The organism is Bradyrhizobium xenonodulans, from assembly GCF_027594865.1.
In the GTDB taxonomy this organism is placed as follows: domain Bacteria; phylum Pseudomonadota; class Alphaproteobacteria; order Rhizobiales; family Xanthobacteraceae; genus Bradyrhizobium; species Bradyrhizobium xenonodulans.
In genome coordinates, this window is record NZ_CP089391.1 from 7,139,539 (window position 1) to 7,164,959 (window position 25,421).

The following is a 25,421-nucleotide window of genomic DNA, read 5'->3' on the forward strand; positions in this document are numbered from 1 at the left end:
GGGCCTATCAACGCGCCGAGGGTGAATAGGCCATAGCGCTAATAGACCCTCGGCAACGATGATCGGCAACTACTAAGAAACAGGGGTTACACCGCGCGATTTTAGCGACAATAAGCAGGATCAATGCGCTGGTGTCTCGGGCGGACATTTGGCTTGGTTACGCAGACTTCTCCATTCAGCACCAACGAATACGTTTAGAACGGTTCAACTGACTGTATGCACCAAAGCACGGCGTACTAGTCCATGCTGCGGGGTTCGCAATCACCTCAGCGACACAATCAAGAGCCCAGCACCGCGTACCGAATCGTTTTTGGAGAAACGGTATTCCGCAGACGTGGTCGTCGTGGATGTGCGTTGGAACCGCGAGTTCGATTTGCCGCACTCAATGGTCGTCGCGCAACTGGTCGAGATGATGCTCAATGAACCGCAGCGGCTGCAGGCCATCGCGGTCGACCGTCCAGTGAAGACGTCCCGCGGAGGCCAAGCCGTAACCGATCAGCATCGCCTGGCTACTTCCGCTCAGAACAATATAGAAATTGGAGCACGTGTAGGGTCCCGCCCATAGCAGATGTTCTGAAATCTGCTCCAGACGACTCTCGCGAATGGTCTGGATGTCCTTGAAAGGCATACCTCGGCTAGACGTGAAGAGCCCGCCTATACTGGCGAGTTTCTCAAGCCTCGATTCAAGTTTTTCAATATCCGCCTTCACTTCAGTGATTGGCACCCCATGCGACGGATAGGCCGCCTCGACGGACTCCTTCTTTAAGGAAAGGATCGACTGCATTGTGAATTCAACGCCGAGAAGATCACCGTAAGCATATTCCATGGCATGAAGCTGATAGAGCTTCCCGCCGCGGGTCATCACATCGCCTGTAAAGGCCACTTTCTTGCCATCCACTTCTGTGATCAAGCTGACCATGCCATGGGTGTGACCTTTGGCGGGAAGGACGCGAAACTTGTACTGCATCCAGACAAACGTGCCGTAGTCTTCGAGGACTGCATCGACGGGTAGGGCTATCGCATATGGGCGAGGGTGGAGAGAAGGAAGTCATTATTCCATCTGGCTTGGAGCATTTTATGGCTGATGCGCGCAGGACCGGGCGTTGCCTGCAGCGTATTGATGGCGAGCTTGCGGATGAGGGCGAGATTTTCCGCAGCGTGATCCTTGCGGCTGCGGCAGGCATCCTCATCGAACAGAACGTCGAGGACCCAGTGCAGGTTGTTCTCGATGCTCCAGTGGGCACGCACGACCTCGAGCAGCTTTTTGGGCGACAGCAGGCGCGAGTCCAGGAAGTATCGGACCGTATGCTTGGCGGCCTTGCCAGAGTTGGCGCGCCAACTGTCGATGCGACCGACGGCGGCGATCGCGGGGAAGTCGTATTGCTTCGCCAGCTGTGGCGCCGGCGCGACGATGGCCTGCCGGCGCTCGGCGCGACCGTGGGCGGCGGCCTTTCGTTGACTCGCTCGTGCGGGCTTTCGGGCTGTGTCGACCAGCGTCCTGGCGGCCTTGAGCCGGCCACGGTTGCTCTTGATGGCCAACACGTAGTGCCCCTTCCGATCGCGGATGGCCTGCGCGGTGACGGGCCGGCAATGCAAGGCGTCGGCGGTGACAAGAGCCCCGTCCAGATCGAGCAGCGCGAGGACTTCGAGAGCCCCGGCAACCTCCTTGCGGTTGGGGGCCTCCGCTGAGCCAACGCCATGCGAGTGCCGGCCGCCCAAACATTGACCATATGCCGCGGCGTGGCCTGCCGGCCGCGCGTGAAGGCTCCGCGCAGAGCCTTGCCGTCGATGCTGATCACCCCCTTGATGCCGAAGCTCTTGCTGAACTTGCGCAAAACCGCTTCCAGACCCTTCGGGTCCAGCGCACGGAAGACGTTGCTGAACGTATCGTGGCTCGGAATGCCGTGCCTGAGCTCCAGAAATCGCCGCAACAGCTCTTCGCGACCTTGGCCAAAGAACTCGAACTCGGTGCAGGTTTTAGCGCCAGCCAACGTGGCCGCCAATGCAATGACAAGGACGTCCACCAGATTGTGTCGGGTGTTGCTGGCGCGCGGATCCTTGAGCGGTCGAAACAGGCGCTTGAGCTTGCGCATTCAGGGCTCCCTCGAGAAGCGAGAGACACCCTAAGAATCCAGTTCCAACCCCTTTGCAACACCCTCCAGCGCCATATGCGATTCCCCTACATCGACGGGGAGGTCGTCACCTAACGAGAAGAACGTGCTGGTGCCATTGTAGTTGTCATAGATGCGGCGCGCTTGCCAGCATGCTTCTGCGTTGTCGAATAGATAGCGCTCGTATTCCGGCTCAGCAATTTTCGCGCCCGCCTTCTGAATGATAGGCGGATCGCGATGGTGATGAATATGTTGAATCCAGTCTACTCATTCGATCCCGAGAGCAGCGAGATGCTGCATTATCGCGCCGGATCCTGAATCGATCAGCAAGCATTCGGTGCCGCTTTTCAAAACATAAACATTACAAGCGTCCTGAAATTCCCAGAGGTTTGCGGAGCGCTGGATTGAGGTAATCTTGATTTCTTTCTGAATGCCAAGCTCGTGTGGCGTCGTTGGCACTCAATACTTCGCAAAACATATCCGCCGATTTGTTGAGAGGCTGTCGCCAGCTTAGGGCGGTACATCCGCGGCGCCGTTGATGTCAGGATTCACCGCGGCAATTGCGTGAACTGCAAAGCCATAGGGTACGCAACGCCTGAGCCGGCTGCCGTCGCCCCAGGTGTCGGTGACCGCTGTCCTTGCCTCCGCGAGCCTGCGATCGGCGGGGGCAAGGTAATGAGTCGTATGGCCAAACGACTGCGAACTCATCTGAGTTAGCGCAAAACGAAGAGCGGCACCGGGGCTTGCTCAGGGGAGGGCTTGAATACTACCTTGACTTTCGCGCCGATCGACAATGTGTCCGGATCAGCATCTACTATATTAGTCAGCATGATCGGCCCCTTGGTGAGCGCTACATAGGCTAGCACATAGGGCTGGTCCCCCATGCGGTTTACAGAGAACGAGTGAATTTCGCCTTCGCCTGGAGACTCCTGCCAATCGAGTGCCTTCGACAGACAGTGCGGGCAGATTCCTCGTGGATACCAATGGGTTCTGTCGCATTGCCGGCATCGCGGCAGTACGAAACGTCCACGAGCAGCTGCATCCCAGAACGGTTTTGTCTCTGGACTGTGTGCGATGAAGTCTGTGCCGTTCATTGGACTACTCCCGTTCCATGATGAGGGTGGCACTGCTGTGGCGAGTGCCCATCAACCAGCCCGTTCCATGCGCAAGCGCCAGCGCACAATCCTTGACCTGAACGGCCGGATGGGCCTCCCCTCGCAACTGGCGGACGGCCTCGATCACCTTCGTGATTCCGCCCCGCATCGCGGGATGGTTGCTGCACAGACCGCCACCATCTGTGTTGAAGGGCAACCGACCGACGCCCGATATCAGGTTTCCATCAGCAACAAACCGCCCGCCCTGTCCCTTTTCGCAGAAGCCCAGATCCTCCAAGGCGATCAGGACGGTGATGGTGAAGCTGTCGTAAATCGAAGCGTAGCGGATGTCGTCCGGGTTCACACCGGCCTCAGCAAATGCAATGGCACCTGACTGCCTGGCCGCCGAAGCAGTAAGTTCGACCCCACCGGCCGACTGTCCCTGAATGCCCTCGCCCGCCCCGATCACCTTGACCCGCGGTCGATTGAGGCTCTTGGCGATCTCTGGGCGTGTCACCACAACGGCTCCGCCGCCATCCGAAATGACACAACAGTCAAGTCGGTGCAGAGGGTCAGACACCATTGGAGACGCTAGCACATCTTGAGTGGTGACCACTTTGCGGAGCATAGCATGCGGATTGTGCTGCGCATGGTGAGAAGCGGCGACTTTGATCCACGCCAACTGCTCGCTGGTGGTTCCGTACTCATGCATGTGACGGCGCGCACAGAGGGCGTAGATATCCAGCAGGCTTTGCCGAAGTGGGCGTTCCCACAACAAATCCGGCTGAGTGACGTCCGGGTGGAAATTGATCGGTGCGCTTCGAGGCCGTCCGGCCAACGTGACCAGGGCCACTTTGCATTTGCCAGCCGCAATAGCTTGGGCCGCGTGAGAAATGTGCTGCAAAGGTGCGGAACCACCAATATCGGTGAAGTCACAATGGCGCACCTTGAGATTTAAATAGTCGACCATTGAGACGGGGCGGAATCCGGGTTCATCGCCGGCCGAAAAGTAGCCGTCGACGTCGTCTTTGGTCAACCCAGCGTCGGCCAGTGCGCCAGCGGCACATTCGGCGTGAAGCTGCACGACTGACTTGTCGGGCGCTTTACGCGTAGGATGTTCATACGCACCGACGATATAGGCTTGTTCATCGCGAATCATCGCGTTGCTATTCCTTGGTTTAGTGACTGGCCACGTTGTCGATATCGCATCCTCGTCGCTCGCGCGTCGCTACGCGAGCGAGGCGAAGAGTTTGCCTTCCACGACCAACCGCTTGAGGAGCGATGCCGGTTCAAGTGAGGGATCGTTGGTCTGCTTTGCATGGAACACGAGGCGGTCGGCGATATGCTTCAGACCGACTTGGTCGGCCCAATACATTGGGCCGCCCCGATAAACCGGCCAGCCAAAGCCGTAGAGCCACACCACGTCGATGTCGCTCGGCCTGGCTGCAATCCCTTCTTCAAGGATGCGCGCGCCCTCATTGACGATCGAGTACAGCATGCGCTCGAGGATTTCTTCGTCGCTGATGGCTCGGCGCTTGCGACTGAGGCGGGCGAGCGTCTCGTCGATCAGTCTCTCGACGTCCGGGTCCGGAATTGGCGCGCGAGAGCCGGCCTCATACTTGTACCAGCCCTTGCCGGCCTTCAGCCCAAAGCGGCCTGCCTCGCAGAGGGCATCGGAGATCTCGGATTTGACGCCCCGATCTTTGCGCGAAAGCCAGCCAATATCCAAGCCGGCCATATCGCCCATCACGAACGGCCCCATCGGCATGCCGAATTTGGTCAGAACCGCATCGATCTGATCCGGCAACGCACCCTCGAACAATAGTCCATCTGCCTGCTTGAAAGCGGGATCGTACATGCGATTGGCGACGAACCCATGGCAAAGGCCGACGACGACCGGCGCCTTGCCGATCTGGCGGGCAATCGAAACCGCGGTCATCATCGCGTCCGGTGCGGTTCGTGGTCCGCGCACGATCTCGCACAACTTCATCACATTGGCAGGCGAGAAGAAGTGCATGCCAAGTACGTCCTGCGGCCGGTTGGTGACCGATGCGATCTCGTCGATGTCCAGGTAGCTGGTGTTAGAGGCGAGGACCGCGCCCTTTTTGGCGCATTTGTCGAGTTGGGCGAACACCTCTTTCTTGACGGCCATCGTCTCGAAGACCGCTTCGATGACAAGGTCTGCATCCTTCACATTGCTGAGGCCTACCGCCGCGTTGATCAGGGCCATGCGTTTGGCGGGAGCGTCCGCGGGGATGCTGCCACGCGCGGCCGACGTTTCCCACGTCCTCCGAATCGTGCTCAAGCCACGCTTGAGTTGTTCTTCCGTGCTCTCAATCAGGGTCACAGGAACGCCGGCATTTGCGAAGGACATCGCGATGCCGCCTCCCATGGTGCCAGCCCCGACGACCGCCACACGTTCAATCTGTCGTGGCCCCGTCCCTTCGGGAAGCCCTTCAAGTTTGTTGGCAGCGCGCTCGGCGAAGAACGCGTAGCGTTGCGCCCTGGACTGATCGCTTCCGAGCAGCTTGTTGAAGCCTTCGAGTTCTTTTTTGAGCCCGTCTTCGAACGGTAGGTCGATCGCGGCGCCAACGGCCTCGGCCGCCGCGAACGGCGCTTCCAGCCCGCGCGCCCGCCTCGTCATTGAGGCAACTGCATTGGTGAAAATCGAGCGGTCGGCCTTTACCGCGGCGAGCTTTGAATCGTCGTCGCGGAGTTTGCCTACTGGCAGCCGCTCGGTCAGAACCTTGCGGGCGAAGACTTGCCCGCCAGCCGGCGCACTTTCCACGATGTCCGCGATCAAGCCACTTTTCAGTGCATCTCGCGCAGTGATCGGATCACCCCCCACGATCATCTTTACCGCAAGCTCTGGCCCAACGGCGCGAGGGAGACGTTGCGTTCCGCCACCGCCAGGCAGAAGGCCCAGCTTGACCTCGGGTAAACCGAGTTTGGCGTTCTTGGTCGCGACGCGGAAGTGGCAAGCCAACGCGACTTCCAACCCTCCCCCGAGGGCATTGCCGTGGATGGCAGCGACAACGGGCTTCGGTGAGTCCTCAATGACCGCCATGAACTCGTCCCATGTCGGTGGCTGTGGCGGCTTGCCAAATTCGGTGATATCCGCTCCCGCGATGAATGTGCGGCCGGCGCAGGTCAGAACGATCGCCTTCACCTCCGGATCGGCGATCGCTACGTTCATGCATCTCAAGATACCGCCGCGGACCGCAGCACTCAGCGCATTCACGGGAGGATAGTCGACCGTGATGGTGGCGACGACATCATGACGTTCGAGTTTCACAACCTCAGCCATGCGACACCACCTCGCTTTGTGTTCCATTATCTTGGCCACTAATCACTCCTCCGAGCGATGCGAGCCGTCGGAGGTGATGGTCGACATTTCCAAACAACGTGCCGATCATCGTGACACGCTTGAAATAGTGGCCAACGCTGTATTCCATTGTCATGCCGACGCCGCCATGCAACTGAATCGACTGCTGGCCGATCGCTTTCGCTGACTGGCCGATTTGGACTTTCGCCGCCGAGACCGATCGAGCGCGCTCCGTCGCATCATCTTCGGCTACCATCATCGTGGCGTACATCGCCATGGAGCGCGACTGTTCCAGTTCGACGAACATATCGACGGCCCGGTGCTGAAGCACTTGGAACGAGCCAATGGTCTTGCCAAATTGCTGGCGCGTCTTCAGATAGTCGAGCGTGATCGATTGCATCTTTGCAAAGCAGCCGACGGCTTCGGCGCAAAGAGCCGCGACCGCCTCGTCCGCAACCCGCAGAATGACGGGAAATGCGCCCGCGGGATCTCCAATCACATCGGCGGCCTCAACGCGCACATTCTCAAGAGTGACTTCGGCCGCGTGCAGACCGTCCTGGGTTCGATAACCGCGGCGTATGAGGCCCGGCGCCTCGCCGTCGACGAGGAAAAGGCCGATTCCGTCCTTTTCCCGCGGCTCTCCAGCGGTTCTCGCCGACACAATGATCTTGTCGGCCTTATCACCATGGAGGACGAGGCCTTTGGCTCCGCTCAGCAACCACCCGTCGCCGTCTTCCTTCGCATGCGTCTCTACGTGAAATAGATCGTAGCGCGAATGTGGCTCAGCGTATGCAAAGGCAAGCTTCGTCCGCCCGTCCGCAACTGCCGGAATGAGTTTAGCTTTCTGCGCTGCGCTTGCGCCGTGGCGCAGGATGCCTCCAGCAAGCACTATCGTTGCAAAGTAGGGCTCGAGGATCAGCGCCTGGCCCAAGCCCTCCATTACGATCATCATCTCGACCGCGCCGCCGCCGAAGCCGCCATCCGCCTCAGAAAATGGCAGCGCGAGAAGTCCAAGTTCGGCATAGCGCGTCCACATGGTCTCGCTAAAGCCTGCCTTCTCGGTCTGGTACTTACGCCGATGTTCGAAAGTGTAACCTTCGAGCATCAGGCGCTCAACGCTGTTCTTGAGAAGCCGCTGCTCCTCGGAAAGATCAAAGTCCACTGGTAAAGTCTCCTGAATCGGGGCGGTGACAGTCCCCTTAAGCCCCTGCGAACAGGGTTGCGCGCCCTCGTCACATCAGAGGTTGAGAATCGCCTTGGCGATGATGTTCTTTTGGATTTCGTCAGAGCCGCCGTAAATTGAGACCTTTCGGACATTGAAATAGGCGGGCGCGATAAGTGCGGCCCAATCCGGACCAATCGACGGGCCGTTATGGGTTTGGATATCCTCATCCGACAAGTAGGGCTGTGCATAGGGGCCGACGACGTCCATCAGAAGCTCCGCTGTCGTCTGCTGGACCTCCGAGGCCTTAATTTTCAGGATAGCGCTCGCAGGGTCTTGGGTGACACTCTGACGTTTGGATGCGTTAGCGACCGCCCGAAGCTGCGTCATCTCCAATGCCTTTAGGCGAACCTCAAGGGCCGCGACCTTTTCCCGGAAGGCGATCTGGTCAATCAACCGCTCGTCTCCGACACGGCACAGCGCGGCAAGCGTCTTGATGCGCCGGACACGCTCTTTGGAAGAACCGATGGTGGCGATGTTGAAACGTTCATTGCCGAGAAGGAACTTGGCGTAGTCCCAGCCCTTGTTTTCCTCGCCAACGAGGTTCTCGGCGGGGACGCGCACGTTGTCGAAAAAGACTTCGTTCACTTCGTAGCTGCCATCGATCAACTGGATTGGGCGCACGGTAATTCCGGGCGACTTCATGTCGATCAGCAGGAAGGAGATACCCAACTGTTTCTTGACATCCGGATTGGTCCTGACCAGGCAGAAAATCCAGTCGGCATGCTGGGCGAGAGACGTCCATATCTTCTGGCCGTTAACGATGTAGTGATCGCCATCCCGCACAGCCCGCGTCTTGAGCGAGGCTAGGTCAGACCCCGCACCAGGCTCTGAGAAGCCCTGGCACCACCAATCGTCTCCTCTTGCAATACGCGGTAGGTAATACTTCTTTTGCGACTCTGTGCCGAAGCTATGGATCACGGGACCCACCAAGGACGTACCGAACTCGGGCAACCCCTTCACTGGATACATTTGCAACTCTTCACCGAAGATATACAGCTGGGCCGGCGTCCAGCCGGTTCCGCCATATTCTCTAGGCCAGTCAGGCACGGCCCAACCCTTCTTGTGCAGAATACGGGTCCAAGTGACCATCTCGTCTCTGGACAGACCACGGCCCTCGATAACTTTGCGGCGCGTCTCGGGGGGGACGCTGTCGCGCAGAAATTGACGCACTTCGTCGCGGAACGCCCGCTCTTCCTTCGTGAACGCGATATCCATTCGATGTGTCCTGAGTGAGTATTCTGCTTAAGCCGTAGTTCCGGGGTATTTACTTGAGCGCTAAAGGATGAGCGGCCATAGACATAGCGATCGATGAGAGCGGCGTGCAGCTCCCTACTCGTTTCGGGGTCCGGTATCCACCCAACGAAGTTTCTGCTGCCAACTCGACAGTTCGTGATGCGAAAGGAGAGGTAAACCGGACCGATGCACAAAGGCTGCAAAAGGCCGCCTGCCATCGGAGAAATTCTGCAAAAGGAGCGTTTGAGTGACCTCGAGCCGACACCCAACCGCAGACTGAGCCCGAACCAACCAAGGGGTCGTCTTCGGCTCATCATCACCACGCAAACAACAACAGCGGTGAACCTGCTGCCAACGGGAGAAAACGCGAGGCGTGCTGAGAAGGACAACCGGTCATCCAGCCCATGGCCTTCTTCAATCCAAAAGCGGTTGGTCTCACGCGCCATATGATCGGGCGAATTCGGAATGTTGCGGAAGCATTGCCGGATCTATGCGCCATCGCATCCGGCTTTAGTGATACTGATCTGATCCTTTGTGCTCAGAGGTCGCGAATCCCGCGCAGACGCTCAGAGCGCCGCCGCAACAACTCGACAGTAATCAGCACGGCGATAGAGAACAGGATCAGTACCGTGGCGGCAGCAATGATGGTCGGACTGATCTCCTCGCGGATGCCGGAAAACATGACCCTCGGCAAGGTGCGCTGTTCAGGACTGGCGACGAAAAGAGCGACCACCACCTCGTCGAAGGAGGTGAGAAAGGCGAAGAGCGCTCCAGAGATCATGCCTGGAAGTATGAGAGGCAGTGTAACTTTGAAGAACGCGGTCACCGGCGGCGCACCGAGCCCTGCGGCTGCGCGGGTCAGAGAGTGGTCGAAGCCCGCTAGCGTTGCTGTCACGGTGATGATGACGAAGGGCGTAGCCAGCGTGGTGTGGGCAAGGATCAGCGCGGCAAAAGTGTTGAGCAATCCGACATCGGCATAGAAAAAATACACGCCGACCGCGGTAATCACAACCGGGACTATAATGGGCGAGATCAGCACACTCATCACCGCCGTGCGCCAGGGGAAGCTCGGCCGGCTGAGCCCGAGCGCGGCTAGCGTACCCAGCACCGTCGATAGAACGGTGACGCAGACGGCGACAAAAATCGAGTTGTGAAGTGCGCCCTGCCACCGGTCGGTCAGGAAGAACTCCTCATACCATCGCAGGGACAACCCTGCCATTGGATAGGTGAAGAAGGGAACGGAATTGAATGAGAGTGGGACGACCACGAGGATCGGCGCGATTAGAAACAGCAGCACTGCCCCGCAGAGCAGTCGGTGCAGGTAGTACCAGCCCTTTTCTAATGGTGAGGTATAGACGGAGGCGGCCATTGTTCTCATCCCATCTTGACCCGGTCTACGCCGACCAGCTTGCTGAAAGAATAGTAGAGTAGCAAGGTCACAGTGAGCAGGATGGCGCCAAGCGCCGAGGCCATGCCCCAATTAAGTTCCTCATTCGTGTAGTGGGCTACAAAGGAGCTGATCATTTGGTCAGCCGGGCCCCCGACTAGCGCCGGGGTTATGTAGTAACCGAGGCACAGAATGAAGGTCATGAGGCAGCCGGCGGCGATGCCCGGCAGGGTTAGCGGCCAGTAGACCTTCCAAAAAGCGTAGAACGGTCCAGCGCCGAGCGAGCGAGCGGCGCGTACATAGCTTGGTGAGATCGTTCGCATAACGCTGTAGATCGGCAAGAGAGTTATGGGCAGCTGAATATGAGTCATTGCCACGATAGTCCCTATCCTATTGTAGATGAGTTCGGCCGGTTGCGAGATGACATGCAGCGCCATCAACGTGTCATTGACGACGCCGTGCTGTTGCAGCAGCACGACCCAGGCGGTGGTCCGTATCAGCACTGATGTCCAGAACGGCAGCACGACCAAGATCATCAGAAGATTGCTGGACTTTCGTGGCAATGTCGCCAGAAGATAAGCCACAGGAAAACCGAGCAGCAGCGTTATGGCGGTTACGCCGATGCTGATGCCAAGCGTGCGCAAGAAAACGTCCCGAAAGATTCTGTTTTCCGGCGGTGAGGCGACAATCTGGCTGTCCGGGCCATACTCGTAATCGACAGAACGCAGGAGGTAATAGCCCGTATAGGCCGACGTTCCACGCTTTAGGAGGCTCCAAACGTCGTGCCGGCCCCAGAGCGGACTGATTTTGATCAGTGCCTCTTTGTAGGGCCCGGCGGGAAGCACGCTCGCTTTGCGCGCGCTCGATATCACCTCGCTAAGAGATCCGGGCAATTCATAGTTTATGCGCTTGCCGATAGAGGCCGCCGTCTTCTGGGCCCAAGATTTTTTGAGGTCCCCCGCCAGGGCGGCATACACGGCCTCGCCCGGCAGGTCCTTGCCATCCCAACCTCTTAGCGCCGTCATTGTGTGGGGCGCCAGAGTCAAGAGTGTATCGTCGTGGATGGCGTTGAAGAGCATCCGCCCAATCGGAAGAACGAAGGCGACCAGTATGAACAGCAGCAGCGGAAGGACGAGAATGAGAGCCTTGAACTTCTGCCGTCGCTCGATCCGTTTGAGCTTGAGACGCAGAGGCATGCCTTCGAAGGTACTGCCAATTTGGATGGCCGTTGTCGACATTGGCTATTCCTTGACTTGTGCGCGTGATGCCGCGAGGAGAGGGAAACGCTTCTCGCGGCAGTGTTTATTTTCTTGAATTTACTTCGCGAGCCAGGCGTTAAACCGCTGGCGCAACTCATCACCCTTCTCACTCCAAAAGCTTAAGTCGCTCGGCAGAGCACTACCCGAATGATTATTCGGAATGTTGGGACGAACGGCCGGATCGATGAGTGCGAGGGCTTCCCTGTTGCCCGGTCCTTGGCTGGTATAGGTAGCTAGGTCAGCTTGCGTCTGCGACGAACCAGCTAAAGCCACAAATTTATAAGCGTTGTCCAATCGCGGCGTGCCTTTGGGAATCACCCAAGCGTTCCCATTCGTTACCGCGCCGTCCCACACCATTTCAAAATGCTTGCCGGAGTTCTTGACCGCATCATAGATTCGGGTGTTCCAAGCATCGGTCATGACCACCTGGCCATCGGCGAGAAGCTGTATAGGCTGAGCGCCGGACGTCCACCAGACGATGTCCTTCTTGATCGTGTCGAGCTTTTTGAAAGCGCGATCAATTCCCTCTGGCGTATTGAGCACCTTGTAGACGTCCCTGATAGGCACGCCGTCGGCGATCAATGCCCATTCGACAGTAACCTGAGGTGTCTTAGGTAGTCCCCTCTTGCCGGGGAATTTCTTCAGATCGAAAAAATCGGCGATCGTTTTTGGGCCATTCGGAAGCTTCTCTTTGTCATAGGTAACGACGGAGGCGGCGATGCCGGCCGGCACCCCGCAGTCGCTGTATTCGGCCCCCTCGAACTTGGTCCGGTCAAGGCCGAGCTTCTTCCAGTCGATGGTCTCGATTAGACCCTCCGCGCACATTTGCCGGGTGCCTGAGTCGCCAGCGTAGACCACGTCCCAGCTCACGGTCTTGGTTTCGACCATGGCGCGAATCTTGGCGTTGCTGTAGTCGTACTCGGCTTCCGTGATCTTGATCCCGCTCGTTTTCGAGAATGGGTCGAAGATAAGTTTGCGCAGGACCTGCTGGAAGGACCCGCCCCCAGCGGTGACCGTGAGCTGGTCGTCTGCAAGGGCCGGCGTTGTTGCTGCGAACACGCCCGCCGTCAGGCCGATGACGGCCACGCTGCTCGCGATCATCAGTGACGTTCTCATCGTCTACTCTCTCCCTCTATGCCACCCCCTGGATGAAGGCAGCGCTGCCGAAGTCCCAGCCGAGCCCTATTCAGGCAAAGCCCTGGTCGTCCCTCATGACGCATCGAGCGCCCGACAATCCTCAGTTTTCCAGCCGATGGTGATCAGCGCGCCGGGCTCGACCTGCACCGTTCCTTCCGAATTCGGCAGCTTCACCACAAAGTCGTCATGGCCGCAGACCGAAACCCGGCTGCGCACGTGGTCGCCCAGATAGATCACTTCCGCCACCTGTGCGCTGAAGACATTGGGCAGCGAGCCTGGCGCCGGGTTCAACTTCACCCGCTCCGGCCGCAACGACAGCACCGTCGACCGGCCAACCGCGTCGACATTGACAGCCAGCGCATGCACATTGCCGGCGCCCGGAATCTCTACCTGGCAACTCGCGCCATTCATTGCCACGACCTTGCCGTGCAGCCGGTTATTCTCACCGATGAACTGGGCGACGAAAGCGTTCTGCGGCCGCTCGTAGAGTTCGGCCGGCGCGGCGAGTTGCTGGATGACCCCATCGTTGAACACCGCGATCCGGTCCGACATGGTCAACGCCTCGCCCTGATCATGCGTGACATAGACCACGGTGACGCCAAGATCCTCGTGGATATGCTTGATCTCGAGTTGCATGTGCTCGCGCAATTGCTTGTCCAGCGCGCCGAGCGGCTCGTCCATCAGGACGAGCTTGGGATCGAAGACGAGCGCGCGGGCCAGCGCGACGCGCTGCTGCTGGCCGCCGGAAAGCTGGCCAGGCCGGCGCCCGCCATAGGCTCCGAGACGAACCATGTCGAGCGCCCGCTTGATCTTCGCCTCTCTCTCCAGCTTCCCAAGCTTGCGAACCTTAAGTGGGAAGGCGAGGTTCTCCTCGACGGCCATATGCGGAAACAGCGCGTAGTTCTGAAACACCATGCCGATGTCGCGCTTGTGCGGCGGCATATTTTCGATCGAGCGCCCCCCCAGCAGGATCGAGCCATGGGTGGGCGCCTCGAAGCCGGCAAGCATCATGAGGGTTGTGGTTTTGCCGGAGCCCGACGGCCCCAGCATCGTCAGAAACTCACCCCTGGCGATGTCCAGGTTGAGATTCTTAACGACCAGCGTGTCCCCGTCGTAGGTCTTCTGAACGCCAGAAAACTCCACAAAGGCATTGTTCGTGCCCGGCATCGACTCTCGTCCCTCCCCCGCGGGCGCTAGCGCCCCCGCTCGTGCGGCGTCCGTCGAAGACCAGACCGCGATCTTCTTGACCGACTGCATCAGTTGCGTGCCCGGCCAGGATCGCAGCGATACAGGCGCCTGCGGTTGGCCCACTGTTTCCCCACCTTCCTATTTTGACTCCGCCGCCGTATGCCAGCAGAGGCTTTCTCACAAAAATATGTATCCACTGACAGCGCTGGTTTTCATCGATATCTCCCGTCGGACAACCGATATTGTGCGCCGAATCGAAGGAATCTGACTCTTTAGAGCGCGACTCTTGAAGGGCAAGTTTTGAACCGCCGGAATCGCCGTGATACCAAGCGCGAACGCTCATCATCGCAGGCCGTCCAACTCATAAGCGACGTCTTGCGCCGAAAAGGTAATCTTAGCTCGCATAGAGTTTCTTCGTCCGATCTACCGAGCGCTTTCATGTCAGTCTGCGCGTGAGGAGCGCTCCGCTTCGGATTTCGCTCTAAAGCAATCACCCGCTGGCCCAAGTTGAGCGGCCAAAACCCTGGTCGCCTAAGTCGAGACCAGGCGCTAGCATTCGTTCGCCAAACAACGTGCTGCCATAGCGGGCGATCATACCCTTCGACGACCAATCGAAAGACGGGTTATTGACAAAAGTTTCTCTAGAGGTGCTATCGCGCACCGTCCATAGGGACCTGTCGGACACCTCAAGCCCCCGATCTCTTGCAAGTGACCGCGATTTTGCGCGCACTCGGATGGGTGTTTAATCGTGCAGCACCCGCTGGCACCGTAGTTAATTGGGCCGCGATCCAGATGCTAACCTTCAGCCGCAACTTCTTTTCGCGCAAATTTTAGCCTCGTTGGCGCGATGCAGTGGTGCAGCTGATCACAGACTGAATCAGACATTCGAAGTTGCTGCATCATTCCGATGTAGTTGGGCGTTGCACGACTAAAGCGCGCTCCGATCAAAGCTAGCTTTGTTCGTCCGTCATTTGCGCTTACGCATAAGGTGGGCTGTGGCGAGCAGCAACGTTGTCAGAATTATCATGAGCGTCGATACGGCCGCGATCGTGGGATTGAGCTGGAAACGCAAATCATCCCACATGCGTCGCGGCAGCGTGACGGCACCAGATCCAGACAGGAAAAGTGCTACGATTACCTCGTCGAATGAGGTGATGAACGCGAACAGAGCGCCGACCAGGACGCCCGGCCGGATCAGCGGTAACGTTACTTGCCATAGGGTGGCCCCAGGTGTCGCGCCTAAGCTCAAGGCCGCATGCTCAAGCCTGGGATCAATTCCAGCGAGGCTGGCGCTGACGCTAGTAACGACGAACGGCACGGCCAAACAGGTATGCGCAAGCACGATTCCGACGGGCGCGCCGACCAGCCCGTAGCGTGAGAAGGCGTAGTATACGCCGATCGCCACGACTATTCCCGGCACGACCAGCGGCGAAAGAACGAGCGCGGTCGTGACAATGCGTATAGCTCGAGGAAGGCGAACAATGCCGATCGCTGCAAGCGTTCCGAGCGCGGTCGAAAGCGCCACGACAGCTGCCGCCACCCATAGACTAAGCCAGGTTGCGTCCAGCCAATTAGAATCGCCAAAATAGGCCTTATACCATCTGAAGCCAAAGGCCGGTGGTGGGAACGTAAGATACGCCGCCGAAGAGAAGGAGAGCACGAACACCACAACAATCGGAAGAGCAAGGAATAGCAGGATGAGCCCAACGATCAACGACGGCACGAGGCGAACAACACTCATCACTTGCTTGTCCTAAAGGCGTTGCCCACGCCAGGCAGGATCTGCGCAATGGCCACCAGGCCCAACGCGATCGCCAGCAACAATGTGGAAAGAGTGGCGGCATAACCCCAGTGGAGTTGATCGACTTCCTGAGCAATTAACATCGAGAGCGTAATATCGCGCGAGCCGCCCACCATGGCTGGTGTAATGTAGAACCCAAGCGCCAACACGAAAACCAGCAGCATGCCGGCCGTCACACTTGGCATCGACAAGGGAAACGTCACTTGCCGGAAGGTGCCCCAGGGCGTGGCGCCTAGACCGGAGGAAGCCAGCGCCAGGGAGGGATCAATCTGCCGCAGCGCATTGGCGATCGGCAGGATCATATAGGGTAACAGGATGTGGATCATTGCGATCTCCGTCGCAAGCGTCGTGTTGAGCAGCTGGAGCGGCTGTTCAATCACACCGAGCGCCATCAGTCCCTCGTTGATCATGCCGTGACGACCGAGCAACACCATCCAGGCGTAGGTGCGCACCAGCACCGACGTCCAAAAGGGCAGCAGGACCACAATCAGGATAAAGGGCGCGGTTGATCGGGCGCGAGAGAGAGCTAGCGCCACCGGATACCCCAGTATCAGGGTGCTGAGCGTCACTACGAATGACGTGCTGAGCGTGATCCAGAGAACCTTGAGAAAAACGACGTCGCCTGGCAAAGCAGCGTAGTGGTCCAGTGACCAACTCGGATCGTTGAGGCTGCGCAGCAGCATCGACCCGACCGGAATGGCGTAGAACACGACCATGTAGAGAATTAGTGGCGCAGCGAGCAGCAGCGGAGTGAACGATGGCATCTCGTGCTTCCATCGGCACCACTCCGATCGACCCCGGAGGAAGCGCAGGTATGAGGTCATGGTCGTCTCAGACATTGCGCTCCCTACACGATAATCGTGTCCGCGACCGACCAGGCGATCTCCGTGCGATCACCAACGTCGCGGCGGCGGACAGTGGCACTCGAAGGTTCCTTGAGCACCATAGGGGTTCCGTTATCGGCCTTCAGCAGATAGCGGCAACGCTCACCGGCAAAGACCGTCTCAGTCACCGTAACGGCGATGCGGTTGACCGCAAGTTCGGACTCGGCAAGCCCTTCGGCGAAGCGCAACCGTTCCGGGCGAATTGCCAACGTGACCTCCGCGCCGATTGCGGGACGTAGTGAGGTCGCGGCTCGCAGCAGCACGCCCCCGCAGTCTGCAACGACCATTTCATTTTCCAGGCCCCGCACGACCGAAGGCAAAAAATTGGACTCACCGATGAAGCTAGCCACGAAACGATTGCAGGGCCGGTCGTAGAGGTCCACCGGCCGGCCGACCTGCGCGACCTTTCCGTCGTTCATGACGACGATGCGGTCTGACATGGTGAGCGCCTCTTCCTGATCGTGAGTCACATAGATGAAAGTGATGCCGAGTTCTGCGTGCAGCCGACGCATCTCAAGCTGAAGATTTTCCCGCAACTGCTTGTCGAGCGCGCCCAGTGGCTCGTCCATCAACAGTAGACGCGGCTTGAAGACCAGCGCACGCGCCACTGCCACGCGTTGCTGCTGTCCGCCGGAAAGCTGGCGCGGGTAGCGCCAGCCGTATCCCGGAAGATGCATCAGTTCGAGCGCCTCGCCCACCAGCCTCGCCCGCTCGACCTTCGGGACGCGACGCTGTCTCAGCGGGAAGGCGATGTTTTCGGCCACCGTCAGGTGTGGAAAGAGGGCGTAGCTCTGGAACACCATGCCGATATTGCGTCGATAAGGCGGGGTGGCAACCACCGACACACCATCAATGGCAATGTCGCCCTTGCTGGGAGCCTGGAAACCCGCGATCATCATCAGCGTCGTCGTCTTGCCTGAGCCGCTCGGCCCCAACAAGGTGAGGAATTCACCCGATTGAATATCAAGCGATACTCCGGCCACAGCCGCGAAGCCGCCGTAACTCCTCTCCAAATTGCTGAGCGACACCGACGCCCCGCGAATGCAACCATTGCCCTCAGGCAGGGCCGAGTGGCCCGACGCTTGGTCCATAAGCTCTCTCTGCGGTGGCCCTAGAGCACTGGTTGACGAGGACAACGACCTTGCCCAAGAGCTACTCATTGAACGTCACGGGCGGCTGCCTTACGATTGTCCCGGCACTATTCATAATCATTGGGCACCATCTGCTTTTCGATCTCAGGCGCGGTCGGCAATATCGCTACGCGTTCCGGCGGGAGGTCACTCGCAGGGCCTTAGCGGCAAATGCTGCGGTATGGCTGTCGGCATTGCAGCGTTTATGATAGCAATGGGTCGTGTGGGCTACTGACCTGGTCAGTCCAACAACTCGCGTTGAAGGTCGATGCGGCGCATGCATCGCAAGGACAATAGACGGATTAGCCCAATAGCCATTTGTTGAACTTGGCGACAGCCATATCTTGATTGGCAATCCACCAGTCGTAATCGTAGGGCACGAGTTTTTTCTTGATCTCGGGCGCGCTTGGCAGCATCGCCGTTCGCTCTGGCGGGATATACTTGAAGGCGCCTTCATTAACCGGGCCATATGGTATAGAGAGCGCGAAACGCGCTTGCGGAATTGCCATAGTCGAATAGGCGATGAACTTCATGGCATTGACCTTGTTCTTGGCTCCCTTAGGGACGCCCCAGCCGTCGCGCCTAGCCACCCCCTGATTCCAGCAAATCGCCGCCGGCACACCTTGCTCCTGCAATGCCGCCATCCGGCCGTTCCAGACCGTGGTCATGACGACCTCGCGATCGGTCAACATCTGTGGCGGCTGAGCACCGGTGGTCCACCACTTCGTCACGCTCTTCCTGATCTTTTCGTAGCTCGCCAGTGCCTTGTCGACGTCGAGCGGATATAGCTTGTCGGCGGGTACGCCGGCCGCCATTAGGGCGAACTCCAATTCCGGATGCTCAGAGCCGATGCCATACAAGGCGCGGCCACCGGGAAACTTGCTGATGTCCCAGAAATCGGCCCAGCTTGCAGGCGCGGCGCCGTTGAATGCATCGGTGCGGTAGGCCATCACGCTGGCCCAAACCAACATTTCCAGCCCATACTCGGACCGGTATTCCTTGCCGACCCCATCGTCGACGAGTGAGTAGTCGATCCTCTCAAAATAATCACCGGACTTCATCAGGTTCATGATGGAGCCGTTGCTGAGTTGTACGATGTCCCACTCGACGTTACCGGTTTCGACCATAGCCTTGACCTTCGCCTGGTCGGCGCCCGGGAGGGCGCGCACCTTTATGCCGGTCAGCTTCTCGAACGGCTCGAAATATGCCTTCTGCTCGGCGTCCTGCAATGCACCACCCCAAGTGGCGATGCGGACCTCGCCCGAACCTTTCAGGAGGTCGGGGACGGCGGTCTGCTCTGGCCAAGCCGATTGTGCGCTTGCCCAACGGCTGACGAAAGGGGCAGCGAGCCCGACCGTGATTAGACCGACAGCACGGCGGCGACTAATAATCCGCGTCGGACATTGACCCATATCGGGCCTCCTTCTCTTACAGCGCACCTTCCGTAGAAACGCCTAGAGAGCCATTGGCACAGATCTCCCTCCGCAGGGAGTGGGCTCAAGCACTGTGATCAGTGCGGTCGCGGAGGACGCTTCTTCACGTTAGGCAGAACCAGATAATTCCGGATCGTAGAGGCGCCCGATGCATAAATGCTGTAAAAATCGGCCACGAAAGCGGAAAATCCTGCGAATGAGACGCCTTCCTGCGTTTTCGACGCCGAGAGGCCCATCGTTCTCTTCGATTATCGGAGAACGACGCATCGCCACTCGGGCACGTCGTCGCTCTCCCGCGGAAGTCAGGATTTTCGATCGACGGACGTCCCGGCGAACAGAACGAATAATTGGCTGCATTGGTTTGGGAATCAGTCTGGCGGCGGATCGGCTTCAACTCCCAGCGCCTCTCGGGGTCTAAGCCACTCTTCGTGGTCGGAGTTCGCCGCCATCTCCGTCGGGAGCAAGGGGTGGGATGACCAGGACCGTCACCCTTGGCCACTCTTGAGGCAATCACTAGGGCAGAATCCAGCCATAGGCGGATGGCCTGACTGACCCGGTCGAAGAGATCCGGTCTGCCGCCCATCCTTCTCGAAATCAAATTGATAAGCCACGCCTGTCAGTCATTGGTGTGTGCTGCCGGTCTCAGGACGTGGGTCGAAAATGTGAGGAGCCTCGCGTCGAGAGTGCGGCACCAAACATCAAGCTGCAGCGGCACGCGAAAGCGATCGCTCCAGGAACTGCAATATCGGCAACTCAGCCGATGACTGACGGCTGGGCCTGCCGCGTGCAACAATCCATCCTTAATGCTGGACCTTGCTGGATGGATGTGTTCGCCACGGTAGTCCAGCGTGATCGGCCGCGACGAGAACGCGCGGCCGATCCGTCCAGCTATCCCACCCCGATAACTCCAATCGAAGCGGGAGTTCTCATCACGCCTTCTTCCGGTAAGCCCAGCAATCGATCTCGACGAGAGCACCATTCCACAACTCATGCACGGCCATTGTCATCCGAGCCGGCGGATTATCGTCGGATGAGGAGGGGAACACTCTTGTGTATTCCGCGTGCATTGCCTCGTAGTCGCTCCACTTCACCAGATAGACGGTCGCCTTGACAATGTCTGCGGCGGTGAGCCCGTTGGCCTCAACGATTTCCAGGAGATTCTTGAGCACCTGCCGGGTCTGTGCGGCAACTTGCGCCGCCCGGTCACCGTCGACTTTGACGAGCCCTCCCGGTGCGGTACCTAATTGGCCCGCCACATTCAACAAATCGCCAGCCCAACGGGCTGGGCTGCAAGGAATCTGCTTACTCATTTTGTGTTCGTACCTTTCCTGAGTGGTCAACATTGCGAAAAACTGTGAGAGCTGATCAACTTCCAGGAATGCTATTCTGAACATCGCGCAGATTTTCACCGAGGTTTAATCGCTATCGTGTCATTTCGAACTCACATACGTTTTCTGAGCAGCTTTACGACGCAGTGTTGCGGAAAATCGCTCTGACACGACGTCACCCTGCTTCGCGGCGGCAACGGTCAGCGGTGCGGCCCCAACTCTACAGATGCACTGTTTTCTTGGCCGAATTGCTCGTCAACCGCGACGCGCAACGAAGGGCAGAACTCGCGATCATGCAGGAGGCAGGAGATTTCAAACGCAATGACTACTGAGACGATCGAGGCGGCCGCGCCCGGCTTGGGCCGATTGCGCTTGTCGGCAGTGATTTACCATCGGAGAAAAGCAGGACCGCCGGAATGCGCGGCGTGTACGCATGGATTCCGCTTCATCTGCTCACAGGTCCAAACAAGCGAACCGCATGGGCCGAGGTCGGATCGTCTAACTATCAGGACATCTGCCAAATTTTCGAAAAGTCCCGCTGGCACCGCTACCATGCCTCCATAAGGCGCACGATAGTTTTTAAGTTCGCCCCAGGAATGATGTCCGGCTGCCTAAGCCGGTCATCGAGGGCATCAAGGCAGCGCGGCGTTGAGTTCGAGCGTGCCGTATCACGCGCAATAAAGATAGCGCCTGTCATGCACCGCGGCCCGAGTCTGGCCGCGGCCCGAACTATAGGAGATTGCCAGGTTAGTGTGCCCCCGCCACCTGCTCCCAGACGCGGAAGAAGTTGCCGCCCATCACCTTTCCGACTTCCTCAACCGAGTAGCCCTCAGCCAACAAACCATCAGCGATGGCGCGGAAGTTCGCGTCTACACCGAATTCGGCCATGTATTCGTAATATGACGCACTCCCCACGCCGCGGACAAGGTCGCTGCCGATGCCGAGGTGATCGATGCCGACGAGGCGCCTGATGTGGTTGCAGTGGCGCATGAGGTCGCTCAAGTGAGGCATCCATTCGCGGACGAGGATCATGCCGATGACGCCGCCCTTCGCCGCGATGGCCCGGATCTCTTCGTCCGTGAGGAAGCGATCGAAGCCAGTCTGTTCTTGCCCATTGTAGAGGCTTTGAACGCCAGTGTGGCTGCAGATCACGGGGTGCGAAGAGAGCGCGAGGGTGTCCATGATGGTCTCGGTGTTGGCATGCGCCAGGTCGATGACGATCCCAAGCTCATTGCACTCGCGCACGACCTCACGCCCAAAAGGAGTCAGGCCCCCAGGGGAGTAAGGAAATGTCTGGACGTGCCCAACTTCGTTCGCACGCATGTGGACCAACTGGAGGAGCCGCAAGCCGCGCCGGTGGAGTTCGTGAAGGTTGTCGATGAGCCCTTCCAGACTGTCCGCCCCCTCGAGAGCCGGCATCAGCGCGAGCTTTCCTTCGCGCTTGGCCGCTCGCACAGCCGCCGGGCTGTCCGCCAGCGCAGCGTCGCCGTCCTCGATGGTCTTCAGGATCGCCGACAAGCGATCGAGGTCGAACGCGAAAGCCTCCCCCGGCTTGGGGCGGTACCGGCCGCGAAAGTTCGCCCCGGATCCTGGGGTATATCGGCCGGATTCGTCGCGCTTGACGCAGCTATACGTCGCGTCGCCGATGAGGCTACAGACGACAAGGTCCATGAGGCTGCGGCGATATCGATCGAGCTCGTCAGACCCGATGCGCGGCACGCCGGGCCAGCAAAAGCCGCTCGGGTGGGCGTGCACGTCGACGAATACTGTCTGCTGATGGATCTGCTCGAGTCGATCCGGGCGACTTGCGTCATCCATGTTTGTCTCCGTCATGCGCGCCAGCGCGCTGTTGTAGAATTGTATCGAAGCTCGCGCACGCCCACTTTGTCATCCCAGGCGGAAACACCAGGAGGCATGCGAACGAAAAGAGAAAGTGTACCGCTAGGAAGATGCTGCCCGGCAGCAGAGCCTAAGCCGAGGGCCCCGCCGAGCGCCAGGCGGCCGAGACTCCCGTCGTCAGCTTTGCCTTTCGGCGACATCACTGTACCCGCCATGCGAGCCAGCGATCTCCGATGTGCTCGAGATTCGACTTGCCATCAGGGCGCTTGGCGGCAAGCCACGCCGAATCTTCGTGCACCACCTTCGAGGCATTCTCCGGATTGATGCTGAGCAGCGGAACGAGATCAGAAGGCAAATGCTTTAGCTGATTTGTGTTTGGTCCAGGGTACCCGGTTCCCTGCGTAAAACCCGCCGCAATCGCCGCTCTGTTCAGGAAAGCAATCAGCTTCTGCGCGTTTTCTGTGTTCGGGCCACCCTTCAACACAACCCCGTACGTGTAACTCACGTATGCGCCATCCCAAGCCATCTGAACGGGCGCCCCTTGACGAATTGAGCTGATCGTTCGACCGTCGAAGCAACTTGTCATCACGACTTCCCGGTTGATCAGCAACTGATTTGGCTCGCTGCCCGCTGTCCACCACTTCGCGACGTGCGGTTTGATTTCGTCGAGCTTCTTTAGCGCCCTATCGATCTTGTCATCGGTCAGCGGCCAGACGTCTGATCTCGCCACCCCATCGGCCAGCAAGGCAATCACCATGTCGACTCTTGCGGTTGCTGCCAGGCCCGTGAGACCACGCGGACCAGGGAAGGCTTTGACATTCCAGAAGTCGGCCCAGTTTTTCGGCCCGTGATCCCCAAACGCCCGCTTGTCGGAAACGAGCAATTGCGCCGAGGCGAACACCGGAACCGCAGTCTTGAGACGGACCGATTTGGGTGTCCCCTCCATGGATTCAGAGTCCCATAAGCTGTAGTCAATGGGTACGAACATGTCAGCGTCGTCCATGGGCGGAAACACGGCCGCTTGCAAGAAAGCCGCATCCCAATCGACCCGCCCCGCCTGGTTCATCGCCTTGACCTGCGGGTCGGAGACATCGCCAATCACGTCGATCACTTTGATTCCGGTAGCTTCCGTAAACGGGTCGTAGACGTATTTACGAATTCCCTGAGTAAACAGACCGCCATATGAGAATGCGACGACTTGGCCGGAACCGGCGAGCTTATCTTTGGCAAAGGCGGTCGTGGACCGTGCGATCACTGGAACGGCCATAGACGCGGCTGCGGCCCGCAAAATGTCCCGGCGATTCAATTTAGATTTCTCATTGAGAGCCGAATTTATGCTCTTCGACTGCCCTTGCGACAGTGAGCGTTTGTTGCCCATGACGATGTACTCCCCTAACAGCCGAAACCCTGAGCATAAAACTGAGGCACATTAAGCGAAATACTAGATGAATAACTGCATCCATTCGGCTTTTCCGCTGGAATTCTGCGCGCTCGCGGTTTCCCTTGCCGGAATTAAGAGGAGGCCGCTCCGGGCCGATTGAATGCGACATTCAGTTGCGGGGACACGACTTTAGGGGCTTACCAAGTACGCCCGTCGGTGGAGATTGCCGCGAAAGTCAAGTCGATCGTGTGAATCCGCCGATCCGACGCGCGTGCGGTAGCGCATGGCAGTATCGACGCCAATCTTCGAGCCGAAGGTCCCTGGTGGTAGCCGGGCAGCCTGACCGGTATCCGAGCGGATGGATTGTGTTCTTGCTCGATCTGACGCGATCCAATCGTCACGTGATGCGCTTGGCACCAGTGTACAACAGAGATCACCCGGAGATTTCCGGAGTCCGCGCGCGACTGCTCATTAGCCAACGCGCATTGCCCTGGTTTGACACCCTCCACAATCTCTCGGTTATTTATAGCGATCGCCATGTGCCACCAATCCAGACGCCGAGCACCTAGGCTAATGCGATGGCTACGGCTGAATCGCTGGGACTGGAGCATGTGGCCGGTCCCGCGAAGATTCCGACGGATGACACGCGGTGTGTCCAGCGGCCGAGGATCCGGCATGACGTTAGCCATGCCGGATCCTCGTGCGTTTACCCGCGCTTCTTGAGACCAAGAATTGCCCGCGCCTCGGCGGGTGTGGCGACGCTGGCGCCCATGCGCTCGATGATCCCAACCGCATTTTCGACGAGTTCGGCGTTGGAGGCGAGCACGCCACGTCGAAGATAAATGTTATCCTCTAGTCCTACTCTAACGTGGCCACCCATGTTGACCAGCTGTCCGACCATTCGCATTTCGTCTGGACCGCAGCCGAATCCACCCCAGACGGCGCCCGGGGGTAGAATCTCTCGCATCGCCTGGAGAGCGATTGGAACGCCGGGAGCGCCATAGCCGGTGCTGAGACAGAATTGGAAAAGAGGCGGCGCCTCGATCAGCTGTTCAGATATGAGCCTCTTGGCAGTTTCAATATGGCCTAGATCGAAGCATTCAAGCTCGGGCTTGACGCCCGCTTCTCGCATGAGCTTAGCGAGTTCTCGTAGATCCGACATGCGTGCGACGAATATGCGTTCCCCGAACGCCATCGTGCCGCAATCCAAGCTGCTGATCTCTGGCTGAAGTTTGACGGCGTGAAGACAGCGCCCCAAAGGCTTTTTAAGTGTACTTGTTTCGCCAATCTTCGCCGGTTCGATGGAATCGAGCACGAGTTCGCCGTCCATTCCACTCGTCAAATTGATGATGACGTCAGTGGATGCGTCCCGAAGCTTCTTGACGACCTGTTCATAGAGGTCGAACCGGTTCGATGGTGCTCCGGTCTCTGGGTCGCGGACATGAATGTGGACGACCGCGGCTCCCGCCTTCGCGGCGTCCAGAGCCGCATCCGCGATTTGCGAAGGCGTGATGGGAATCTTTGGATGTTTCGCAACAACGGCAGAATTCCCACCGGTCAGTGCACATGTGATGATGACTTTCTCTGACATTAAGAGCTCCTATGTTGATACTTTTTCATGCGATCAGCAGCGACGAAGGCACACTATGTGGAGTGCTTTCGCCGC

General features: G+C 58.7%; 19 protein-coding genes and 1 pseudogene. All 20 read right to left on the minus strand.

Annotation, left to right across the window (positions count from 1 at the left end):
• Positions 1 to 382 precede the first annotated feature (382 nt).
• The 20 genes and pseudogenes from I3J27_RS33800 to I3J27_RS33895 all read right to left on the minus strand — a co-directional run bounded on the left by I3J27_RS33800 (position 383) and on the right by I3J27_RS33895 (position 25,346).
• Positions 383 to 967 carry an MBL fold metallo-hydrolase gene (locus I3J27_RS33800; RefSeq protein ID WP_270163183.1) on the minus strand — a complete coding sequence of 195 codons (585 nt, stop codon included), beginning with the start codon at positions 965 to 967 and terminating at the stop codon, positions 383 to 385.
• 47 nt (positions 968 to 1,014) lie between these two features.
• A pseudogene (locus I3J27_RS33805) lies at positions 1,015 to 2,093 on the minus strand (ISAs1 family transposase).
• 285 nt (positions 2,094 to 2,378) lie between these two features.
• Positions 2,379 to 2,570 carry a hypothetical protein gene (locus I3J27_RS33810; RefSeq protein WP_270163184.1) on the minus strand — a complete coding sequence of 64 codons (192 nt, stop codon included), beginning with the start codon at positions 2,568 to 2,570 and terminating at the stop codon, positions 2,379 to 2,381.
• Positions 2,571 to 2,824: 254 nt separating this feature from the next.
• Complete coding sequence (locus tag I3J27_RS33815; protein WP_270163185.1) at positions 2,825 to 3,205, minus strand: Zn-ribbon domain-containing OB-fold protein; 381 nt, start codon at positions 3,203 to 3,205, stop codon at positions 2,825 to 2,827.
• A 4-nt stretch (positions 3,206 to 3,209) separates the two neighbouring features.
• The gene (locus I3J27_RS33820) at positions 3,210 to 4,364 is read right to left on the minus strand and encodes a thiolase family protein (protein WP_270163186.1); all 1,155 of its coding nucleotides are present in this window, start codon (positions 4,362 to 4,364) and stop codon (positions 3,210 to 3,212) included.
• A gap of 69 nt (positions 4,365 to 4,433) precedes the next feature.
• The gene (locus I3J27_RS33825) at positions 4,434 to 6,512 is read right to left on the minus strand and encodes a 3-hydroxyacyl-CoA dehydrogenase NAD-binding domain-containing protein (RefSeq protein WP_270163187.1); all 2,079 of its coding nucleotides are present in this window, start codon (positions 6,510 to 6,512) and stop codon (positions 4,434 to 4,436) included.
• Entirely contained in the window at positions 6,505 to 7,692 is a 1,188-nt protein-coding gene (locus I3J27_RS33830) for an acyl-CoA dehydrogenase family protein (RefSeq protein WP_270163188.1), read from the minus strand. Before I3J27_RS33830 ends, I3J27_RS33825 begins: the two co-directional genes overlap by 8 nt.
• 75 nt (positions 7,693 to 7,767) lie before the next feature.
• The gene (pimC, locus tag I3J27_RS33835) at positions 7,768 to 8,970 is read right to left on the minus strand and encodes a pimeloyl-CoA dehydrogenase large subunit (protein ID WP_270163189.1); all 1,203 of its coding nucleotides are present in this window, start codon (positions 8,968 to 8,970) and stop codon (positions 7,768 to 7,770) included.
• Positions 8,971 to 9,526: 556 nt separating this feature from the next.
• Positions 9,527 to 10,357: an ABC transporter permease gene (locus I3J27_RS33840; RefSeq protein WP_270163190.1), complete on the minus strand. Its 831-nt coding sequence runs from the start codon at positions 10,355 to 10,357 to the stop codon at positions 9,527 to 9,529.
• Positions 10,358 to 10,362: 5 nt separating this feature from the next.
• Complete coding sequence (locus tag I3J27_RS33845) at positions 10,363 to 11,613, minus strand: ABC transporter permease (RefSeq protein ID WP_270163191.1); 1,251 nt, start codon at positions 11,611 to 11,613, stop codon at positions 10,363 to 10,365.
• A gap of 78 nt (positions 11,614 to 11,691) precedes the next feature.
• Positions 11,692 to 12,750, minus strand: a complete 1,059-nt coding sequence (locus tag I3J27_RS33850; RefSeq protein WP_270163192.1) for an ABC transporter substrate-binding protein — start codon at positions 12,748 to 12,750, stop codon at positions 11,692 to 11,694.
• Between the two features lie 93 nt (positions 12,751 to 12,843).
• A complete protein-coding gene (locus tag I3J27_RS33855; RefSeq protein ID WP_270163193.1) occupies positions 12,844 to 13,938 on the minus strand; it encodes an ABC transporter ATP-binding protein in 1,095 nt (364 codons plus the stop codon).
• Between the two features lie 988 nt (positions 13,939 to 14,926).
• The gene (locus tag I3J27_RS33860) at positions 14,927 to 15,700 is read right to left on the minus strand and encodes an ABC transporter permease (protein ID WP_270163194.1); all 774 of its coding nucleotides are present in this window, start codon (positions 15,698 to 15,700) and stop codon (positions 14,927 to 14,929) included.
• Entirely contained in the window at positions 15,700 to 16,524 is an 825-nt protein-coding gene (locus I3J27_RS33865) for an ABC transporter permease (RefSeq protein WP_270163195.1), read from the minus strand. Before I3J27_RS33865 ends, I3J27_RS33860 begins: the two co-directional genes overlap by 1 nt.
• A gap of 83 nt (positions 16,525 to 16,607) precedes the next feature.
• On the minus strand, positions 16,608 to 17,735 hold the full coding sequence (locus tag I3J27_RS33870; RefSeq protein ID WP_270163196.1) for an ABC transporter ATP-binding protein: 1,128 nt from the start codon (positions 17,733 to 17,735) through the stop codon (positions 16,608 to 16,610).
• A gap of 341 nt (positions 17,736 to 18,076) precedes the next feature.
• Positions 18,077 to 19,186 carry an ABC transporter substrate-binding protein gene (locus tag I3J27_RS33875; RefSeq protein ID WP_270163197.1) on the minus strand — a complete coding sequence of 370 codons (1,110 nt, stop codon included), beginning with the start codon at positions 19,184 to 19,186 and terminating at the stop codon, positions 18,077 to 18,079.
• A gap of 950 nt (positions 19,187 to 20,136) precedes the next feature.
• Positions 20,137 to 20,517, minus strand: a complete 381-nt coding sequence (locus tag I3J27_RS33880; protein WP_270163198.1) for a RidA family protein — start codon at positions 20,515 to 20,517, stop codon at positions 20,137 to 20,139.
• Between the two features lie 765 nt (positions 20,518 to 21,282).
• The gene (locus tag I3J27_RS33885; protein WP_270163199.1) at positions 21,283 to 22,353 is read right to left on the minus strand and encodes a dipeptidase; all 1,071 of its coding nucleotides are present in this window, start codon (positions 22,351 to 22,353) and stop codon (positions 21,283 to 21,285) included.
• Positions 22,354 to 22,573: 220 nt separating this feature from the next.
• Positions 22,574 to 23,752: an ABC transporter substrate-binding protein gene (locus I3J27_RS33890; protein ID WP_270163200.1), complete on the minus strand. Its 1,179-nt coding sequence runs from the start codon at positions 23,750 to 23,752 to the stop codon at positions 22,574 to 22,576.
• A 709-nt stretch (positions 23,753 to 24,461) separates the two neighbouring features.
• A complete protein-coding gene (locus I3J27_RS33895) occupies positions 24,462 to 25,346 on the minus strand; it encodes a beta-keto acid cleavage family enzyme (RefSeq protein ID WP_270163201.1) in 885 nt (294 codons plus the stop codon).
• Positions 25,347 to 25,421: the final 75 nt, after the last annotated feature.

Bases quoted from the DNA above. Each gene is read 5' to 3' on its own strand.
- I3J27_RS33825 (WP_270163187.1), bottom strand. From the start codon at position 6,512: ATGGCTGAGGTTGTGAAACTCGAACGTCATGATGTCGTCGCCACCATC.
- I3J27_RS33855 (WP_270163193.1), bottom strand. From the start codon at position 13,938: ATGCCGGGCACGAACAATGCCTTTGTGGAGTTTTCTGGCGTTCAGAAG.
- I3J27_RS33885 (WP_270163199.1), bottom strand. From the start codon at position 22,353: ATGGATGACGCAAGTCGCCCGGATCGACTCGAGCAGATCCATCAGCAG.
- I3J27_RS33890 (WP_270163200.1), bottom strand. From the start codon at position 23,752: ATGGGCAACAAACGCTCACTGTCGCAAGGGCAGTCGAAGAGCATAAAT.
- I3J27_RS33840 (WP_270163190.1), bottom strand. From the start codon at position 10,357: ATGGCCGCCTCCGTCTATACCTCACCATTAGAAAAGGGCTGGTACTAC.
- I3J27_RS33820 (WP_270163186.1), bottom strand. From the start codon at position 4,364: ATGATTCGCGATGAACAAGCCTATATCGTCGGTGCGTATGAACATCCT.
- I3J27_RS33800 (WP_270163183.1), bottom strand. From the start codon at position 967: ATGCAGTACAAGTTTCGCGTCCTTCCCGCCAAAGGTCACACCCATGGC.
- I3J27_RS33865 (WP_270163195.1), bottom strand. From the start codon at position 16,524: ATGCCATCGTTCACTCCGCTGCTGCTCGCTGCGCCACTAATTCTCTAC.
- pimC (WP_270163189.1), bottom strand. From the start codon at position 8,970: ATGGATATCGCGTTCACGAAGGAAGAGCGGGCGTTCCGCGACGAAGTG.
- I3J27_RS33880 (WP_270163198.1), bottom strand. From the start codon at position 20,517: ATGAGTAAGCAGATTCCTTGCAGCCCAGCCCGTTGGGCTGGCGATTTG.
- I3J27_RS33875 (WP_270163197.1), bottom strand. From the start codon at position 19,186: ATGGGTCAATGTCCGACGCGGATTATTAGTCGCCGCCGTGCTGTCGGT.
- I3J27_RS33895 (WP_270163201.1), bottom strand. From the start codon at position 25,346: ATGTCAGAGAAAGTCATCATCACATGTGCACTGACCGGTGGGAATTCT.
- I3J27_RS33815 (WP_270163185.1), bottom strand. From the start codon at position 3,205: ATGAACGGCACAGACTTCATCGCACACAGTCCAGAGACAAAACCGTTC.
- I3J27_RS33870 (WP_270163196.1), bottom strand. From the start codon at position 17,735: ATGGACCAAGCGTCGGGCCACTCGGCCCTGCCTGAGGGCAATGGTTGC.
- I3J27_RS33860 (WP_270163194.1), bottom strand. From the start codon at position 15,700: ATGAGTGTTGTTCGCCTCGTGCCGTCGTTGATCGTTGGGCTCATCCTG.
- I3J27_RS33850 (WP_270163192.1), bottom strand. From the start codon at position 12,750: ATGAGAACGTCACTGATGATCGCGAGCAGCGTGGCCGTCATCGGCCTG.
- I3J27_RS33845 (WP_270163191.1), bottom strand. From the start codon at position 11,613: ATGTCGACAACGGCCATCCAAATTGGCAGTACCTTCGAAGGCATGCCT.